This window comes from Veillonella caviae, assembly GCF_003992125.1.
In the GTDB taxonomy this organism is placed as follows: Bacteria; Bacillota; Negativicutes; order Veillonellales; family Veillonellaceae; genus Veillonella; species Veillonella caviae.
The window spans coordinates 12,718-31,260 of record NZ_RQUY01000004.1 but is presented as its reverse complement, the minus strand read 5'-3'; the positions used below and the strand labels follow the sequence as shown (position 1 = coordinate 31,260).

The following is an 18,543-nucleotide window of genomic DNA, read 5'->3' as shown; positions in this document are numbered from 1 at the left end:
ACAGGACTAAAAATAATGAAAGCATACCGTACCAACACTACATCGTTATCCCTAACTAACTTGACATGAGCGAAAGTGAAAAGACCGGTCCTCCCTCTTATGAGTCTGGTAAAAATAAAGTTAGACGCGAGAAAGGACCTCCTCCCCAAAGTGAATTGCTCCTACCGAAGGTAGAAGTGGGCTTCTGAACTTTGGGGCGGAGGTCCTTTCGACCTCAAATATTATTTTTTCAAATAGTTACCAAACCATTTTTGATAAATTTTATCGTATGTGCCGTCTTCTTTAAGTTCTTTTAAAGCTTTATTAACAGCTTGTTGTAATTCTGTGTTGCCTTTTTTCACGCCCAATACTGTGCCAGGGGATTGGGTTGGTTCGCCAACGAGTTTAAGGTCTTGATCAGCACCTTGTTTGAGGTAGTACATAGCTACCGCATTGTCGATGATAGCGCCATCGATAGTGCCAGCTTTTAATTCCATGAAAATATTAGCATTGCTATCGATTTGTTTTACCGTAGTGCCAGGGATTTTTTGCGCCATTTCTACAGGGATAGTACCAATTTGAGCACCTACAGTTTTGCCAGCTAATTCATCCATGTTGTGGATTGTATCGTTATCTTTACGTACAACAGTGATGAAACCACCTTGGTCAAAATATACATCAGAGAAATCTAATGCTTTTTCACGTTCTGGCGTAGAGTTAATGCCTGCGGCAATCATGTCGATATCACCAGATTGTACAGCTGGAATCAAAGCATCAAATCCCATAGATTTGAATTCCATTTTGAGGCCTAATTTTTTCGCAATCGCTTCGGACAAATCTACGTCGAAACCTACGTATTTGCTGCCTTCAGTGAATTCGAATGGTGGGAATGTAGTTTCAGAACCTACGCGCAATACGCCTTCTTGTTGCGTCATTTTTGGTTTTTCGTTGCCACAACCTGCCAAAATACCCATAGCTGCTACTGCTACGAGGGCGAGGGTGGTCAATTTTTTGAATTTGAACATGAACGTGTCCTCCCAATGCATTAATAAAATCATATAGAATCTGTTTATATTGTACGGAATTTTGTACCAATAGGCAATAACATTGTATAATTAAGGGTACATTATTTTGATTTTTGCACTTGTGCCATATAGGCATCATTATGTTGATATGAATATTATGTTGGATAGATGATATATGTTATATATTATATGGTAATCACCAGGGAATATATGGATATATGATATATGTTAATTAGCTGGGAATATATGTTGATATATGTTGAACTAGTGTATGTATAGTATATAGGAGTACGTATGAAATCCGAATTTAATCATTTTTGTGAAAGCTTTGCCAACGAGGCGATTGCGGTTAATTATATACTAGCTAAGAACCCGGAAATTTCCGGACAAGAATTTGAATCTGTGAAAACTATTGGTGCTGTATTAGAGAAATATGGTATTCCTGTAGAATATGAGTTTTGTGGTTTGCCAACTGCTTTTAAAGCTAATGTGGTAAAGGTAGATAATCCACAAGGCCGTTTAGTGATTCTTTGTGAATACGATGCATTACCTGATGTAGGACATGCATGTGGTCATTCCGCCAGTGGATCTATGAGTGTATTGGCGGCATTAGCTTTCAAACATATGGCGGATAGTGGCGTAGCTTTCAACATGGATGTTGATATTATCGGCACTCCTGATGAGGAAGCCACAGGCTGCAAGGTGGATATGGTGAATCAAGGTGTGTTTAAAAATTATGATTTAGCTATTATGGTCCACCTCGATGGGGAAGAAACACGCCCTAATTCTCAATTTCTTGCCCTTGATTGTTTCCGAGCTCAATTTTATGGAAAACCTGCTCATGGTGCAGGAGAACCGTGGAATGGTGTTAATGCAGTGAATGGCGTGCAAATTGCTATTCACGCTATGGATATGTTGCGTCAACATGTGTTGCCTGAAACTCGTATCGGTACGTGGATTATCAATGGTGGCGGTGCATCTAATGTTATTCCTGCATTCGGTGAATTAGAAGTGACGGTGCGTCATACCGAACGGGATTATCTCAATACGGTGTCAGAGAAAATTAAGCATATCTTTGACGGTGCAGCCCTCTGTACAGGCACAACGGTGGCTTATGATTACTACGGCAATTCTTATGACGGCATGAATCAAAATGAAGAGGCTACGCACCTCGTAGAACGAGTTATGGCTGAACTAGATATTTCGTTTATGCCAGGCCCTGCTGATATCAGTGGCAGCTCGGATATTGGTAATGTAAGTTGGCAATGTGCTGCATTACATCCTAAATTGCGTCTTGCAGGTGAACCAAAGGTGTGTCACGCCAAAGAATTTGCTGATGCTATGTTAGAACCGACCATTGAGAAAACCATTGTAGATGGGGCGCGTATAATTGGTTATACTTTTGTTACATTGATGGAACAACCAGCATTATTAGAGAATATTATAGCTGAGTTTTCTGCTTCGATTACAACTGGCAAATAGATACTAGAGTATGTCAATTTTATGATACATTCATAATGAGATAGTATGCCAAATTTTATAATATATTCATAACGAGAGGGATTATATTGGAAATCAAGAATTATATTGGGTTAGATGGGGTTGAGCCAATTCGGTTTATTGCCTCTGATGTGGACGGTACATTGGTAGATGATGCGAAGTTCATCGATTCTGAGGTGCATCATGCGGTTAATGTTGCTTGTGAAAGTAATATTCGAGTGGCTATTGCATCGGGTCGAGCATGGCACGAAATGGATGATATATTTCATGCATTGCCTGATGTGCGTTATTTTATATGCACCAATGGCGCCTTTGTAATGGATAAGGTGGAGAATAAAGAATTATTCCATACTACCTTTGATAAATCATTAGCATTAGGGTTGGTGAGAAGACTGTTGACCTATGGTGTTTTTGTAGAAGCTTATGTGAAAGCAGAAATCTTTGGGCAGTATCCAACGGTTAATCTTTCTGTAGAAGATATGAATGAAGCATATTTCAGACCTAACATTCGGCCTTTTATTTTACAAACTCGGACGATGGTAGACAATGTGTTGGCTCATTTAGAAGCATTGCCTGAAGGACCAGAGAAAATACAAATCTTTTTTGGCTATGATACGGCAAAACGCGATGCTATACTCCGTGATTTACGAGATTCCTTTCAAGGTCACACTGTAGATGGTGATGGTCGAGAACGTTTTTATGATGTCCTTGAGTCTAGTGAAGGCAACTTAGAATTCGTATTGCCTCATACGACAAAAGGTACAGCTGTAGCGGCACTAGCAAAACATTGGGGATATACATCTGATGAAGTGATGACCATTGGCGATAGCGAAAATGACATATCCATGCTTCGCTTTGCCCAATATAGTGTTGCTATGGGCAATGCACTACATTCTATTAAATCTGTTGCTCACTATGAAACAGTAGATAATAATCATAACGGAGTGGCTGAGGCTATATTATCTGCGGTGGCGCATAATGCACGGGTTGATATATTCTAGTGTAGCGCTAGTTTACATTTGGCATTATAGCAGCGTAAATTCTGGTGTATCACTAGTTTAAACACTTGGTGTTATAGAAATGGGAAGTCTTGGAATGATACGCTGTGCGTAGCCTATAGGTACTGCTTAGTCTAAATACTTGTTGTTATAGAGTTGTGAAATCAAGACGTGTGCACTGTTTATATCATTTACATGAAATGGAGATATCTATGGGTCAGATACAATTTGATATTGATAACACCTGCGTTAAATGTGGTGCCTGTGCCATAGATTGTCCTGTAGGCTGTATCTCAGAAGAAGCGACACAATTTATTATAGGTAAAGGCTGTATTCGATGTGGTGATTGTTATTCCATATGCCCTGTAGGGGCTGTGAAGATAGTGGTAAATGATAGTGATATCAAAGATTAGATATATTATTTGCCCTGCGTTACACATCGGTCAATCGTTGCCATTAGTATTTGAAAATAAAGATTCTTATATAAAAATGACATGCTTTCACCCGAAAGAATTACTGCCATAGGAGAATTATTAGATACTCGTATGAGACAGTTAAAAAGAGTTCTAGAATAGCTGCCAATATATGGTATAATGGAATGTAACATACATAAACGGGGTAGCGTTAATGTATACATTTCTTGATTAATGGAGGAACGAATGGAAAACAAGGAATTTGTCATTGTTGTCGATTTTGGCGGTCAATATAATCAGTTGATTGCTCGTCGCGTGCGTGAAAATCACGTGTATTGCGAAGTGTATCCATACAACAAAGCATTGGAGAAAATTAAGGAGCTAAAGCCACAAGGAATTATTTTCACTGGTGGTCCTAATAGCGTGTATGAAGAAAATTCTCCAAAAATTGAAAAAGAAATTTTTGAACTTGGTATTCCAGTGCTTGGTATGTGCTATGGCATGCAATTTATGGCACACACATTAGGTGGTGAGGTTAAGTCTGCAGATAATCGTGAATTTGGTAAAACACCTACAAAAGTAGACACTACATCTCCATTATTTAAAGGTCTTGATGAAGAGCAAGTGGTATGGATGTCCCATGTAGATTATGTAGCACAAGTGCCAGAAGGTTTTGAAATTGTAGCGCATACAAAAGATTGCCCTGTAGCAGCGATGCAAAATAAGGAACGTAAATTGTACGCTATGCAATACCATGCAGAAGTACTTCACACAGAACATGGTAAAGAAATGCTTCACAATTTCTTGTATGAAGTATGTGGTTTCACTGGCACTTGGACAATGGCAAACTACGCAAAAACAGCTATCGAAGACATTCGTAACACAGTAGGCGATGGCAAAGTATTATTAGCTTTGTCTGGCGGCGTAGACAGCTCTGTGACAGCAGCATTGATTTCAAAAGCCGTAGGCGACCAATTGACTTGTATCTTCGTTGACCATGGTTTAATGCGTAAAAACGAAGGTGATGAAGTAGAAGCGGCGTTCAAAGATTCCGGTATGCATTTTATCCGCGTCGATGCAGAAGAACGTTTCTTAGGTAAATTGGCAGGTCTTGAAGATCCAGAGGCGAAACGTAAAGCTATTGGTGAAGAATTTATCCGCGTATTTGAAGACGAAGGTCGTAAAATCGGCTCTGTTGATTTCTTAGCACAAGGCACAATTTATCCTGACGTTATCGAATCCGGTACTGGTGAAGCAGAAGTCATTAAATCTCACCATAATGTAGGGGGATTGCCTGCAGTAGTAGATTTCAAAGGGCTCATCGAACCACTTCGTAATTTGTTTAAAGACGAAGTGCGTGAACTCGGTTCTGAATTGGGCCTCGCTGATTACCTCGTATGGCGCCAACCATTCCCAGGTCCTGGTCTTGCCATTCGCGTAATGGGTGAAATTACAAAAGATAAACTCGATATTTTGCGCGATGCAGATGCTATCTTCCGTGAAGAAATTGCTAATGCTGGTCTTGACCGAGACATCAACCAATACTTTGCGGTGTTAACATCTACACGTACTGTAGGTGTTATGGGTGATTTCCGTACCTATGATTACACCTTAGCTCTTCGTGGCGTAACTACAACTGACTTTATGACTGCAGACTGGGCACGTATCCCTTACGATGTATTGGATACTATCTCTCGCCGCATCGTAAACGAAGTGCAACATATCAATCGCATCGTGTATGATATTACATCTAAACCACCAGCAACTATTGAGTGGGAATAATAGAATATATAATCAAACAAAGAGGCTGGTAAAACGGCCTCTTTGTTTGATTAATAGCAGTTTTGTGAGTATTGTGTTTGAAAAAAGCTTGCAAATTAAATTATTGAACAATCTCAAATTGTAAAAGAAATAATTAGTAGATAAAACTTTGATTTTATGTCATTTATGTAAAACTATCATAGTTTATCAATAGTGATTAATAGTGATTTAGGAGATACCATGATTAGAATTACCGACGGTAAACCGTACTTAGATCAAGTTAAGGATTTAATCGTAGAATATACAAATTGGTTAGGCCGCGATTTATCGTTCCAGAATTTAGATAAGGAATTGGCGGATATTGCTGAAAAATATACTGCACCGAATGGTGAGTTGTTAGTAGCTGTTGATGACAATGATGTTGTACTAGGTATGGTAGCATATTATCAGCATAGTGATACACGTTGTGAAATGAAACGTCTCTATGTGCGACCAGAAGGTCGTGGTTATGCATTAGGGGATAAATTGATTGTAGACATTATGGAACATGCCAAAGCATCTGGTTATACAGAAATGGTACTAGATACTATTGAACCATTACAAGCTGCGATTTATTTATATAAAAAACATGGATTTGCTGAATGTGAACCGTATTATCATAACCCGATGGATGATGTTATTTATATGAGGCGAGCATTGTAATAGTTAAATATAATAATTGCTGAAGATGTATAAAATCCATCATGGGAGGACTATCATGAACGTAAATAATAATACACTAATAATACGAAAAGCTACACCAGCAGATTTAGATATTGTAACTTCTATCGAGGCAACATGTTTTCCGCCTGCTGAAGCGGCGCCTCGCGAAGCTTTTGAAGAACGCTTGGCGCATTATGCAGACCATTTTCTCCTCATCTTTGATGGTGAAACACCCATCGGTTTTATCGATGGTTTTGTATCTGATGAAATGGTTCTCACTGATGAGATGTTTAGTGATGCATCTTTGCACAATCCCCAAGGAGCATGGCAAATGATTTTTGGGTTGAATACATTACCTGCGTATCGGAATCGAGGTGTAGCGGCTCGATTAATAGAGTCTTTTGTTCAATTGGCTAAATACGAAGAGCGGAAAGGTCTTATTTTGACTTGTAAGGATAAACTTATTCATTACTATGCTAAATTTGGATTTGTTAATGAAGGTGAATCGGTGTCCGACCACGGTGGGGCGAAATGGTATCAAATGCGGTTAACATTTTAATAAGGAATTATATTGAAGCTTTTGAATTTGCTATTTTCATATCTTCTTAGTATACTTACGAATAACAAATGAATATAATTAGGGTAGGTGTAAATACTTAATAGAGAAATCGGTATAAGCCGATGCGGTCCCGCCACTGTAAGAGGAGCTACTTTCAAAATGCCACTGGGAAACTGGGAAGGTGAAAGATGCGATGAATCTAAGCCAGGAGAACTGCCTATCTAATATTTCCGTTTTAATCTACGAGTGATAGATAGGCAATATGATATAAATAATATACAGTCTAGTAGTATAATGTTTTATATAAATAGGGTATATCTGCGTTTGTAGATATACCCTATTTTTTTGTGTGTAGTGTGTGTAATTTTAAGGAGCTTATATGAGAAAGAGAGAGCTGTTTTATGCTGTAATGGCTGTATTGTTATCATATCCTTGTGTAGGTCATGCTGCAGAGTATCAGCTGGATGATATTATTGTTTATGGTAATCGTGAAAAAGTATTGCAAGGAGGGTATTCAAGGACGGATACATCTTATGGGTTAATGGGGGAGCGCGATATTATTGACACTCCTAGCTCTGCAAGTGTTATTGGGCCTAGAACAGTAGAGCAGTTTACGGCATCTACATTACCTTTGGATAAGGTGCTAAGTGTCAACCCATCTGTACGTATGGCGGGGAGCACATTACATAATGATTTTACGATTAGAGGTATTCGTTCTAATGGGACATCAAGCTTGATAAATGGTATTCCTGGCTTAATGACGCAATTTAATGCGCCAACATATGCAATGGATCATATTGAATTTTTAAATGGGCCAGCAGGTGGATATACTGGGTCTGCAATTCAATATGAATCAACAGCTGCAGGTGGTATGGTAAATTTTGTTACTAAAAAAGCTGGTGAGGAACCTCGTATTATTTTTAAGGAGACTTTCACAGGGAAAAGTAATTTTGGTCAATATATTGATGCGAGTAAACGTTTCGGTACTAATAAGGAATGGGGTGTCCGGATTAATGCTGAATATCTAAGAGGTGAGACATCTGTTCATAAGGAACGTGTAAATACAGCAAGTATATATGCTAATATTGATCATCGTACGGCAAACTCAAAAACTAATTTATTCTTAGGTTATCGAGATGGTGAAGTTGAGAATGGGATGCGTTGGTTTAAATTAGGTAATGTGAATTATTTGCCGAAAGCTCCAGATGGTAAAAATAATTATGCTTTTAATGGTATGTATAAATCAACATATGGCTATATTGTAGGTCTTAATCATGAGCAAAAATTAAATAAAACCACTACTGTATTCTTTAATGGTGGCTTAAATCGAAATAATTTAGATAATAATATTATGGCTAAGTTCAGTTCCTATACTATTAAAAATGGTGCAGGAGATTTTGATTTAGAGTATCAAATTGGTGGGACTCCGCAAAACACATATTATACTCAAATTGGTACACGTCATGATTTTGGCTCGAAGGCAGTAAAACACAAGGTGACGGTAGCTTTTGATAAATCTTGGAAAGAACGTGAAAGTGGTATTACACCAAACTATAATAATGGTAGTAAGAGTTTTGGTGTGCTTGGTACGGGTAATTTGGATGGTACTATTCGACAAATTAGTATGCCTATTACAAGGTATAAAACCGGGTTAGCTGCACGTCAACAGATGTGGGGGATTACATTCTTAGATGAAGTGAAATATAAAAAGTGGGATTTAATCTGGGGTGTACATTATCATAAAGCAACAACGAATAATTATAACAACCGTCTTGGTACATTAACGAGTTCGAATACATCTAGTGCTACAGCACCGACATTTGCATTGATGTATAAGCCTAGCGATAATTGGTCAATATATGGCAGTCATTCTGAATATTTTGATGCAGGAGTACCTGTTGGTTCAGCATATAGAAATGCGGGGGAAATATTACCGCCTGCTAAGACTAAGCAGAATGAAGTGGGAGTAAAATATCAAAAAAATGGTTTACTCACATCATTAGCATTTTTTGACATTAAAATGTCTAATAATATTGTAGTTAATCGTACTGTTGCTGATAATACAGGTACATGGTTAATGCAAGATGGTCAAGATAGACACAAAGGGGTTGAATGGACTATTAATGGTCGTGTAGCACCTAAGTGGACTATTTTTGGTGGTGCTATGTATTTGGATGCAAAAAAAGAACGAACTGCAGGTGGTCGTGAGGATGGTTGGCGTGTAAGTGCTCAACCTTATTGGAGCGGTACATTGGGGGTTGAATACAATCCTAATGAGCGCTGGGCTTTAATGACTAGATTAACATACTTTGGTGACTCTGTTATTCGTAATGGTGCAGGAAGCTTGGTTAATGTTCCTTCTTATACTGTATTTGATGCAGGTGTACGTTATAAAACAAGATGGAACAATGCACCAGCAGTTATTAGTTTAACAGCCTATAATGTATTTAACAAAAACTATTGGATGGCATCACGAGGTGATCAAGTGTATGTGTCTACGCCAAGAACGTATATGATGTCAGTACAATTTGAATTGTAAAAGGAGAAAGGGGCTATATTAGCCCCTTTTGGTATATATGTATATTTTAAAAACTTATAGATGGTTTTGGCTGATTTTATTTGTTTGGATTATTGCGATTGCATTAGTATTTCACCAAAAAGGGAGTGTGGAGTCAAACGAAATCGTATTAGCTGCGCCTAGAGATATTGCACCAGGTCCTAAAGACCCTTATTTTGTAAGCAGTATTGCTATGGTGTGGGAGCCCCTTATTGGTGTGGATGCACAAGGTTCTATGGTTGGTGTTTTAGCTACTCATTGGGAATCTAATGAGGACAATACGGAATGGACTTTTTATTTGAAAGATAATGTGACATTTCACGATGGTACTATATTTAATTCTGATGCTGTAATAAGAAATGTGCAACGATGGCAAGCTATGCGTACAAAGCCATCTCCATTTTATTCATTTAATATAAAGGCTATGTATCCAGGGCTCATTAATGCGACTGCTGGAGGCGATAATGTAGTAATATTTCATTTGAAGTCTCCAGACCCTGTATTTCCTGAACGATTAATTAATTTCTCATCGGCTATGTTTAGTCCTAATAGTTTTGATTTAAAAACAGGGGATTTTATAAATGCTGATATTGGGACAGGACCATTTAAACTAAAAGAGTATAAAAAAAATCAATATGTTCTTTTGTCTAGAAATGAAATGTATCATGGTAATTTAGCTCAAGCTGATACAATTCGGATACGTGCAATTCCTAACGCTGATACTCGGTATGCTGCATTAAAGGCCGAAGAAATTGTTGGTGTAGTTGATATTGGTGCAATACCCCCAGCTTTAACACGTGATTTGTTAAAAGACGAACGCTTTGCGTTATCAACTAATAATAATACATTAAATCAAGTTCTTACAGTTAATCAAAGCAAATGGCCATTTTCTGATCCTAGAATGATTAGGGCTATATCATTAATTATTCATCGTGATGATGTAATTAATACTTACTTTTCAGGGCAGGCTGTACCTTATGGTTCGATACTTAACAGCTTAAATCCTTATGCAATTCCTATGGCGACTATTTATGATGAGACACAAGCAAAGTCTTTAGCACATGAAGTAATGGGCAATCAACGTGTTAAAGCTTCTTTGTTAATTCCTCAATATGGTATTAACCGATACTCATATAAGGAAGTAGGACAATATTATCAAGCTATTTTTAAAGAGCTTGGTATTGATGTGTCCATTACTATTTTAGAAGGTGCTGCACATAAAAAATTAGTATCACTGGGTCAGTATGACTTTTCTTTGGGGACGATGGGGATGTCTAGTTATGCGCCTGAAGGTATTTTTAGAACATATTTGGCTGAAAACGGAAGCATGAACAGACTATATCATGTGGGCTATTATGACGAGAGGGCAGAATTACTATTAAATAACTTAAAAACAGATATTACGAAAGAAGCGCATATTATAAAATATAATGAACTTCAGAAAATAAGTTCTGAGCATATGCCTGTAGTAGTTTTTGGTAGTGACAGAACCACATTGGTATATAATCAACAAAAAATAGAGGGATTCCAAGCTCTAACCTATGGTGTGAGCTTAGATACTATTCATTGGAGGTAATATGGCTAGTTATTTATGGAAAAAAGTTCTTCTTGCTGTACCTACAATACTAGGTATTACCCTTATCGCATTTATCTTATTGCAGCTGGCTCCTTCCGACCCTGCTTTAGTATCATTAACTTTAGATGGAACCAATGCACCAACAATTGATGAAATCCAGATAAAGCGCCATGAGTTGGGGCTTGATAAACCTTATATAGAACAATATACGGATTGGCTTAAAGGATTATTGCATGGTAATTGGGGAAATTCTTATATAACTAATGAGCCGGTACTTGATATGTTGATAACAGCTTCTTTTGTTACTGTATTATTAACTGTATTTGCTGTTTTGATTTCTATGAGTATTGCATTGCCTTTAGCAATAATATTAGTGATGAGTAGTCATAAAACAATACGAACTAGTGTAGAGCTTATATCGATTTTTATAGCTACAGTACCGAGTTTTTGGTTAGCTATGGTTGGCATACATATTTTTGCTGAAAATTGGAGCCTGTTTCCAACTAATGGATATGATTCTTTGTACTCATTAGTATTGCCAGCTATTGTTTTAGCGATTCCTGTTACAGGTAATTTAATAAGAGTACAACGAATTTCGCTAGAAGAAGTTAGGAGTATGAATTATATATTATTTGCTAAAGCAAAGGGATTGCCAATATGGCATATTATATATAAATATATGATAAGAAATTCAATTATATCCGTTTTGTCACTATTAGGTAATTATAGTCGATCGCTCTTGGGTGGCGCTGTAGTTGTTGAGTTGATTTTCTCATTACCTGGATTGGGTAGTGCTGTATTACAAGCGATACAGCTTCGGGACTATCCAATGATTCAAGGTTATATAGTTATTATGGGGATTATAACTATATTAGTGAATATCGTGATAGATCTATTATATGTATGGCTACAGCCAGAGATTTCTATAGGAGGAACACATGAATCATAAGTTTGGCTTTGGTTTTTGGGCCTCAGTCGGTATACTATTTATATTTTTGGCTATCTCTATAGTTAGTTGTTTTTGGACGCCCCATGATCCTATGAAAGTTGCAATATCGAATGTATTAATGGAACCGAGTTCAGAATATTTATTAGGAACAGATTCTTTGGGGAGAGATATATTAAGTCGATTAATGCTTGGGAGTCGAATTTCTATATCTTTTGGCATATTGGCAGCTTTTTTGACGATGACTTTGGGGCTCATTCTTGGCGTGGCTAGTGGGTATTTTGGGGGATGGGTAGATTATGGCATCCAAAGTGTAGTGTACTTGTTTCAGGGGATACCAGGATATGCCTTTATGATTGCTATAACTGGTATCTTAGAACCTTCGATGTTTAGTTTGACTTTGGCTGTTGTTATAACGTCATGGACATCTTTTGCACAGATGATTAGGGGCGAAGTTTTAGCTGTAAAATCAAAGCCCTATGTAAAATCAGTAATTGTGTTAGGTGCTACACCTTTTTATTGCATTAGGCATTATATTATGCCTACGGTTATTCCTTTGGCATTAACTTTGCTGATGATGCGGATTAGTACTACTATTTTATTGGTAGCGTCTCTTAGTTTTATTGGTTTAGGCATACAACCGCCATTGGCTGACTGGGGAATTATGGTACAAGAAGGGATGACTTATTATCGTACGTTTCCTCGTTTAGTGTATATTCCGGGAATAGCTATTATATTATTTTGTGGATGTTTAAATTATATAGGTGAGAGATTAAGAGGATACTATTTGTGATGGATGATATTATAATTGAAAATCTTTCTATTTCTTTCCCTTTAGCACAAGGTGAAGTTGTTCATTCTGTGTCTGTGAGGTTTCAGCATAACAAAATTACTGCGGTTGTTGGAGAATCTGGCAGTGGCAAATCGCTACTTGGTAAAAGTATAGTTAATTTGATTCCTGAAGCCAAGATTAGTGGCACAATTAAGGTAGGAGTCCAGAAGTTGGATGGTGCCTATAAAGATAAGCTAAGAGGAAAAGGTATTTTTTATATTCCACAAAATCCATTAACGGCTTTGAATCCAACACTTACAGTTAGAGAACAATTCTTAGATTTATTGTATTTCAATGAACAAGATGTTTCTAATGTTTCTGAAATACATAATGTATTAAAAGAATACGGATTGGAAGATTGTCAGCGTATCTTAAACTCTTATCCTTTTCAGTTAAGTGGTGGAATGCAACAACGAGTTATTTGCGCAATGGCTAATTTACTACATCCAAAATGGATTATTGCAGATGAACCGACTAAAGGGTTAGATGCGATTGCGCGTAAGCAAGTGGTGAATATTTTTAGAAAGCTACAAGAAAATATTAGCTGTGGAATTATTGTGATTACACATGATTTACAAGTCGCAGAAGTTTTAAGTCATTATTTAGTTGTTATGGAGTCAGGTCTTATTAGAGAATGTGGAGTTACGTATAAATGCATCTTATCTCCTAAAAGTAAATACTTAAATCAATTGTTGTCTAAAAGCCTTTATAGGAAGACTTTATTGAATAGAGGGGTGGGGAAATAAGAGTAATGTTTGATAGTTGTGAAATGATTACCGTTCAGAACTTAAAGAAGATTTATAGGACTGGATTTTTTAGAAAGAAAGACATATCTGTATTACAAAATATTAGTTTTTCTATTGCTAAAGGAACTTCATTTGGTTTAGTAGGTTCTAGTGGATCAGGCAAATCGACTATAGCTAACATCCTCTTAGGTTTGGAGGCATATGATTCAGGGAGTGTTCTATATAAACATAAGTCAATAAAAGAATGGTGCAAGTTTGAAAATTTAGCATTTCGCAAATCATGTCAACTGCTCAGCCAAAATCCATATGCATCTGTATATCCTAAATATACAGTAGAGGAGGTTCTAGCTGAGGTATATTTAATTCATCACAAACGATTTGACGACATTGCGAGACGGTTTTGTATAAATCAGTTGGAAGAGGTTAAGTTGGCGAAATCAATCTTATCTAGAAAGATTTCGGAATTAAGTGGTGGTGAATTACAACGTGTATGTTTGGCACGATGTTTGTTAATTGAGCCTGAAACTATCATTTTAGATGAGCCAACGACCCAGCTAGACACAATTGCACAAGATATAGTGCTTAATATATTAAAAGAGTTAAAGCTAAAACATAATTTAACGTATCTGTTTATTTCTCATGATATAGACTTAATGTCTTTTATGACTGATTCGTTAGCCGTTATATCTGAAGGTGTCATTATTGAAAATGGAAGCACCGATAAAGTCTTGTCAGAGCCTAAAACAATATTTACAAGCAACTTGATAGACAGTCATTATAATATATAAAACAAAGAGCCCTACCATAATAGTTCGTGGTAGGGCTTTTTAAAGACGAAACGCTACGTATTGCGAAAGGAATTCAATGGTTGCTTTCTTATAAACAATGATTTTACATTATGAATGTTTAGAGTTGAGAATAACTATGAGTGCTATATTATACAAAGTTATGATAAATATTATAAAATAGGAATTTTGTGATTAGTTTAATATGTTTTTAAATTAGGTATTGATATTTGTTGTTGTTTTGGTAAAATATATTATTAGTTCTATACTGGAAACGGTTCTTATTCCCATTTATTTTGGAAATTATATTAATTGTGGAATGGTGCGTTACATTATAGGTGTGTTTTCTCAGTGTGTACAAGGAGATAGGGTATGAAAAAGCAACAACAATACCGAAACTGGCTATGTGCGGCTCTTTTGGTGTCTTTACCATTTACTGGCTATGCTGCGGAATATCAATTAGATGATATCGTAGTTACTGGTGTGCGTGTTCACGAAGCACCAATTAGTGAACATAATGAAGTTCCTGGTGGGCAAGTGGCTAGAACGGCAGACTATGGTGTATTGGGTAATCGAGATACTATGACAACACCATTTAATGCTACTACTTTCACAGATAAGACGATTACAGATATTCAGGCTAGTAATATTACCGATGTTATTGCTATGGACGCATCTACAAATAATCAAACATTGTCTGGTGCATCGCAAGCGTGGGCTATTCGTGGTTTCCGTGCGCAACAACAAGACGTATCCTTCAATGGCCTTCATGGTATTGCTCCTCGATTCTACACTGGTGTGGAAGGCATTGATCGTGTAGAAGTACTAAAAGGCGCTAGTGCGTTGCTATACGGTATGTCTCCTAATGGTTCTGTTGGTGGTAATGTAAATTATGTACCAAAACGTGCTAAACAAGGGGAAAACCAAAATTCTATTAAATTTACTTATGGTGACGGTAAGCAATTCGGCCAACAAATCGATTTAGGGGCACGTACAGCTGATAATAAATGGGGTGTACATTTTACTGGGTATCATACAAATGGCTCTACATCTTTTAAAGATGAAAAAATCAATACTAATTCGGCATTCTTAGGTGTAGACCGTCAAGGTAGTCATTCTCGTTTCTATTTAGATGCTGGTTATGTATATAATAATATTGAGAATCCTCAATATCGATTACAGTTTTCAGGAATTACAAATACAAAAATCCAGGATAATTACATAGGTCAAAATGGTTTACCTAAAGCGGATCACAATGCAAAGTATGGTTTGCCTGATACATATCGTCACGTTACTGAAAAATTCGGTGTTGCTCGCTATGAATACGATTTCTCCAAACATTTAACAGGTTTTGCTGCTCTTGGTATGCGTGAAACTAAGATGGATTATGTGTATAATGATTTCCGTTACCAAGCAAAGGGTAATGCGCAATATCGTTTACACAATAATAATCACATTAATAAAGCGATATCTGCAGAGGCTGGCTTAAAAGGTCGCTTCCAGACTGGATCTGTAAAACATGAAGTAACTGGTGTAGCTACTCGATTAGCATGGAAACGGTACATGACTAATGAAACTGGTGAGTGGACGGCTATGAATAAATTGACTGCTAATACGGTATCCAACTATGATCACAGTTATGGTTGGGGGGCAGCTTTAAACGATTCCAATTTACTTACTGGTGTTGCTTTAACTGATGTTATTTCTACAAAAGATGATAAATGGACGTTCGTTGTAGGTGGTCGTTACCAACATATTAAACAAAATGTGAACACATCTGGTAAAACCTATAAAGAACATGCATTCTCTCCAGCATTTGCAGTAGTTCATAAATTGAATGATAAAACATCTGTTTATGCAAATTATATGCAAGGTTTGACGGCTGGTGATTTGGTAGATAATAATTATGCTAATGACGGCGAAGTATTGGCACCATATAAAACTAAACAGTTTGAAGTAGGCACTAAGTTCAATACAGGTAAATATTTGACTACTGTATCGGCATTCCAAATGGAGCAAGCAGGAACACTCGTAGAAACACGTAATGGTCGTGAATACTTAACTAGTGGTGGGAAAGTGCGTAATCGTGGTTTAGAAGTATCCGTAGCTGGGGAACCTCGTGAAGGCACTCGTGTTATGGGCTCTGTAATGTTCTTGACCTCTAAATATCACAAATCTCTAGCTTCCTACGAAGGCAATGACGTAATGGGAACTCCACGTTGGCAAGCAGTGGCTCGTGTTGAGCAAGATATTAAATCTGTGGAAGGTTTATCTGTTAACCTTCGTGCGAACTACCAAGGTCCATCTTATATTGATCAATGGAACACTTATAAAGTAGGTGGCCGCGTTACTTGGGATTTAGGCGCTCGCTATGAGTTTAAAGGTTTTGGTGGACACCCAATGACATTGCGTGCTGATGTATACAATGTATTCAACAAAGATTACTGGAATGCTATGAGTAATAACCCAGCAGTATATGTTGGCAAAGGCCGTACCGCTGTTGTATCTTTGGAAACTAAATTCTAATTTAAAAATACATTCTAATTTAAAAATACATTCTAATTTAAAACTACATAGTGGAATTGTCTAGGTTCTAATGAAAGACTCACATTGTTTTTGATGTGAGTCTTTGTCGTATCAAAAATTATACTTCTACTATTAGGGGCTTTGGATGTGGATAATGAGGCACGTATGTATGAGTTATTGAGAATATTGTGTCCACAAGCAACCATTATCAGTGTGGCGCATCGCTTATATTTGCGTAAATTCCATGATAGGAATTGGTGTTATAGTATGTGTCTATATATGTTTTGCTAGCCAAATAAAGGATGGTTGTACGTTAGGTAGTAATATTATGTAACATCTGTATAAGCATTGGTAAAATATAATAACTAAATTGACAATGAAAATAATATACATTATCATATGATGTGGTAGTGATATAATTTGTCAAATAGATTGGTTCTTATGATTGTCACAATCATAAGAACCTTTTCGTATGAGAATAGTTTAATATATTTGATTGACTCATTTGATGGAATGAATGTGTAATGTGAAGATATATAGGCTGGTAGGGGATAAATTATATCTAGTGTATTGGTATAGTAGAAAGTGTAGGTGAGTTATATCAGTCAAACTCGATTAGTGGTTGTACAGTGGGGGTTAATATTGCTTTTAGTAGTATCTATTGTATTGGCTGTATCAGCAGGAGCTGTATCTATACAACCTAGTGATGTGTGGCATATTATCGTTGCCAAGCTGTGGGGGCTGGAGCCTCTAGTAGCACCAGCTATAGCTGATATCGTTTGGGATATTCGGGTACCTCGAGCTCTCCTAGCGGCTATTGTAGGGGCAGGGCTAGCATTGTCAGGACTTGTTATGCAAGCATCTGTACAAAATCCTTTGGCAGAACCTTTTATTTTAGGCATTGCATCCGGGGCATCGGTAGGAGCTGTTGCTACTATCTTATTAGGTAGTATATTGGCGGTTCAAGGTGTTGTTATCGGTGTTCCTATGGGTGCTTTCATCGGCGCTATGGTAGCCACTGTAGGCGTACTCTTATTAGCGGGTATTCGAAGTCGTATGTCTACTGTGCGTCTTATCCTAGCAGGTGCAGTAGTGAGTGCCTTGTGCACGGCATTATCGAATTTTATCATTTACATGGCAGGTGATGCAGAAGGGATGCAATCGGCTACATTTTGGACTATGGGCTCTTTGGCAGATGCTAAATGGGATGGTCTTGTCTTGCCTATGGCTGTTGTAGCCGTTATAACAGCATATTTTATGAGCCGGGTACGCATTTTAGATGCCCTCCTTCTCGGTGAAGAGGCTGCTATTACACTTGGTATCGATGTGACGAAACAACGTCGTATCTATATGGGGCTTATTGCACTTCTCGTAGGTGTTCTTGTATCTCAATGTGGCATTATTGGTTTTGTGGGGCTAGTAATTCCGCATATGATGCGCTCTTTAGTGGGTGCATCGCATCGTAACCTTTTGCCTGTAGGCGTATTGTTTGGTGCCATCTTCCTCGTATGGGCAGATGTATTGAGTCGTGTACTTCTCTCATCTGGTGATTTGCCAATCGGTATTATTACAGCCCTTATGGGTGCTCCATTATTTATGAAATTACTATTTGGTAATTCGCGGAATTTTGGAGGTTAA

General features: G+C 37.4%; 15 protein-coding genes and 1 riboswitch. Of the genes, 14 read left to right on the top strand and 1 reads right to left on the bottom strand.

Annotation, left to right across the window (positions count from 1 at the left end):
• Nucleotides 1-221: 221 nt before the first annotated feature.
• Nucleotides 222-1,004: a basic amino acid ABC transporter substrate-binding protein gene (locus tag EO120_RS02385; protein ID WP_127133911.1), complete on the bottom strand. Its 783-nt coding sequence runs from the start codon at nt 1,002-1,004 to the stop codon at nt 222-224.
• Nucleotides 1,005-1,298: 294 nt separating this feature from the next.
• On the opposite strand from EO120_RS02385, the gene EO120_RS02380 reads away from it, so the two are divergent.
• The 14 genes from EO120_RS02380 (at nt 1,299) to EO120_RS02315 (ending at nt 18,543) form a co-directional block, all read left to right on the top strand.
• Nucleotides 1,299-2,486 (top strand): amidohydrolase, encoded by a 1,188-nt coding sequence (locus EO120_RS02380; protein ID WP_127133910.1) that lies wholly within the window; start codon nt 1,299-1,301, stop codon nt 2,484-2,486.
• 86 nt (nt 2,487-2,572) lie between these two features.
• Nucleotides 2,573-3,505 carry an HAD family hydrolase gene (locus EO120_RS02375; protein ID WP_241234856.1) on the top strand — a complete coding sequence of 311 codons (933 nt, stop codon included), beginning with the start codon at nt 2,573-2,575 and terminating at the stop codon, nt 3,503-3,505.
• Between the two features lie 209 nt (nt 3,506-3,714).
• Complete coding sequence (locus EO120_RS02370) at nt 3,715-3,915, top strand: 4Fe-4S binding protein (protein WP_127133908.1); 201 nt, start codon at nt 3,715-3,717, stop codon at nt 3,913-3,915.
• A 246-nt stretch (nt 3,916-4,161) separates the two neighbouring features.
• On the top strand, nt 4,162-5,697 hold the full coding sequence (gene guaA / locus EO120_RS02365; RefSeq protein WP_127133907.1) for a glutamine-hydrolyzing GMP synthase: 1,536 nt from the start codon (nt 4,162-4,164) through the stop codon (nt 5,695-5,697).
• 219 nt (nt 5,698-5,916) lie between these two features.
• The gene (locus EO120_RS02360; RefSeq protein WP_206512459.1) at nt 5,917-6,378 is read left to right on the top strand and encodes a GNAT family N-acetyltransferase; all 462 of its coding nucleotides are present in this window, start codon (nt 5,917-5,919) and stop codon (nt 6,376-6,378) included.
• Nucleotides 6,379-6,433: 55 nt separating this feature from the next.
• Nucleotides 6,434-6,937, top strand: coding sequence for a GNAT family N-acetyltransferase (locus EO120_RS02355; protein ID WP_127133906.1), 504 nt, complete (start codon nt 6,434-6,436; stop codon nt 6,935-6,937).
• 68 nt (nt 6,938-7,005) lie between these two features.
• A riboswitch (cobalamin riboswitch) is annotated at nt 7,006-7,172 on the top strand.
• A gap of 144 nt (nt 7,173-7,316) precedes the next feature.
• A complete protein-coding gene (locus EO120_RS02350) occupies nt 7,317-9,476 on the top strand; it encodes a TonB-dependent receptor (RefSeq protein ID WP_127133905.1) in 2,160 nt (719 codons plus the stop codon).
• 127 nt (nt 9,477-9,603) lie between these two features.
• A complete protein-coding gene (locus tag EO120_RS02345; protein ID WP_164725713.1) occupies nt 9,604-11,070 on the top strand; it encodes an ABC transporter substrate-binding protein in 1,467 nt (488 codons plus the stop codon).
• A gap of 1 nt (nt 11,071) precedes the next feature.
• Complete coding sequence (locus tag EO120_RS02340) at nt 11,072-12,019, top strand: ABC transporter permease (RefSeq protein ID WP_127133903.1); 948 nt, start codon at nt 11,072-11,074, stop codon at nt 12,017-12,019.
• Nucleotides 12,009-12,809 (top strand): ABC transporter permease, encoded by an 801-nt coding sequence (locus EO120_RS02335; RefSeq protein WP_127133902.1) that lies wholly within the window; start codon nt 12,009-12,011, stop codon nt 12,807-12,809. Before EO120_RS02340 ends, EO120_RS02335 begins: the two co-directional genes overlap by 11 nt.
• A complete protein-coding gene (locus EO120_RS02330) occupies nt 12,809-13,594 on the top strand; it encodes an ATP-binding cassette domain-containing protein (RefSeq protein WP_241234858.1) in 786 nt (261 codons plus the stop codon). Before EO120_RS02335 ends, EO120_RS02330 begins: the two co-directional genes overlap by 1 nt.
• 5 nt (nt 13,595-13,599) lie before the next feature.
• Entirely contained in the window at nt 13,600-14,382 is a 783-nt protein-coding gene (locus EO120_RS02325; protein WP_127133900.1) for an ABC transporter ATP-binding protein, read from the top strand.
• A 369-nt stretch (nt 14,383-14,751) separates the two neighbouring features.
• Nucleotides 14,752-16,905 carry a TonB-dependent receptor gene (locus EO120_RS02320; protein ID WP_127133899.1) on the top strand — a complete coding sequence of 718 codons (2,154 nt, stop codon included), beginning with the start codon at nt 14,752-14,754 and terminating at the stop codon, nt 16,903-16,905.
• Between the two features lie 591 nt (nt 16,906-17,496).
• Nucleotides 17,497-18,543: a FecCD family ABC transporter permease gene (locus EO120_RS02315; protein ID WP_206512458.1), complete on the top strand. Its 1,047-nt coding sequence runs from the start codon at nt 17,497-17,499 to the stop codon at nt 18,541-18,543.

Excerpts from the sequence above, each read along its gene's own strand:
- EO120_RS02340 (WP_127133903.1), top strand. The coding sequence starts at position 11,072 with ATGGCTAGTTATTTATGGAAAAAAGTTCTTCTTGCTGTACCTACAATA.
- EO120_RS02350 (WP_127133905.1), top strand. The coding sequence starts at position 7,317 with ATGAGAAAGAGAGAGCTGTTTTATGCTGTAATGGCTGTATTGTTATCA.
- EO120_RS02355 (WP_127133906.1), top strand. The coding sequence starts at position 6,434 with ATGAACGTAAATAATAATACACTAATAATACGAAAAGCTACACCAGCA.
- EO120_RS02385 (WP_127133911.1), bottom strand. The coding sequence starts at position 1,004 with ATGTTCAAATTCAAAAAATTGACCACCCTCGCCCTCGTAGCAGTAGCA.
- EO120_RS02360 (WP_206512459.1), top strand. The coding sequence starts at position 5,917 with ATGATTAGAATTACCGACGGTAAACCGTACTTAGATCAAGTTAAGGAT.
- guaA (WP_127133907.1), top strand. The coding sequence starts at position 4,162 with ATGGAAAACAAGGAATTTGTCATTGTTGTCGATTTTGGCGGTCAATAT.
- EO120_RS02325 (WP_127133900.1), top strand. The coding sequence starts at position 13,600 with ATGTTTGATAGTTGTGAAATGATTACCGTTCAGAACTTAAAGAAGATT.
- EO120_RS02320 (WP_127133899.1), top strand. The coding sequence starts at position 14,752 with ATGAAAAAGCAACAACAATACCGAAACTGGCTATGTGCGGCTCTTTTG.
- EO120_RS02335 (WP_127133902.1), top strand. The coding sequence starts at position 12,009 with ATGAATCATAAGTTTGGCTTTGGTTTTTGGGCCTCAGTCGGTATACTA.
- EO120_RS02330 (WP_241234858.1), top strand. The coding sequence starts at position 12,809 with ATGGATGATATTATAATTGAAAATCTTTCTATTTCTTTCCCTTTAGCA.
- EO120_RS02370 (WP_127133908.1), top strand. The coding sequence starts at position 3,715 with ATGGGTCAGATACAATTTGATATTGATAACACCTGCGTTAAATGTGGT.
- EO120_RS02380 (WP_127133910.1), top strand. The coding sequence starts at position 1,299 with ATGAAATCCGAATTTAATCATTTTTGTGAAAGCTTTGCCAACGAGGCG.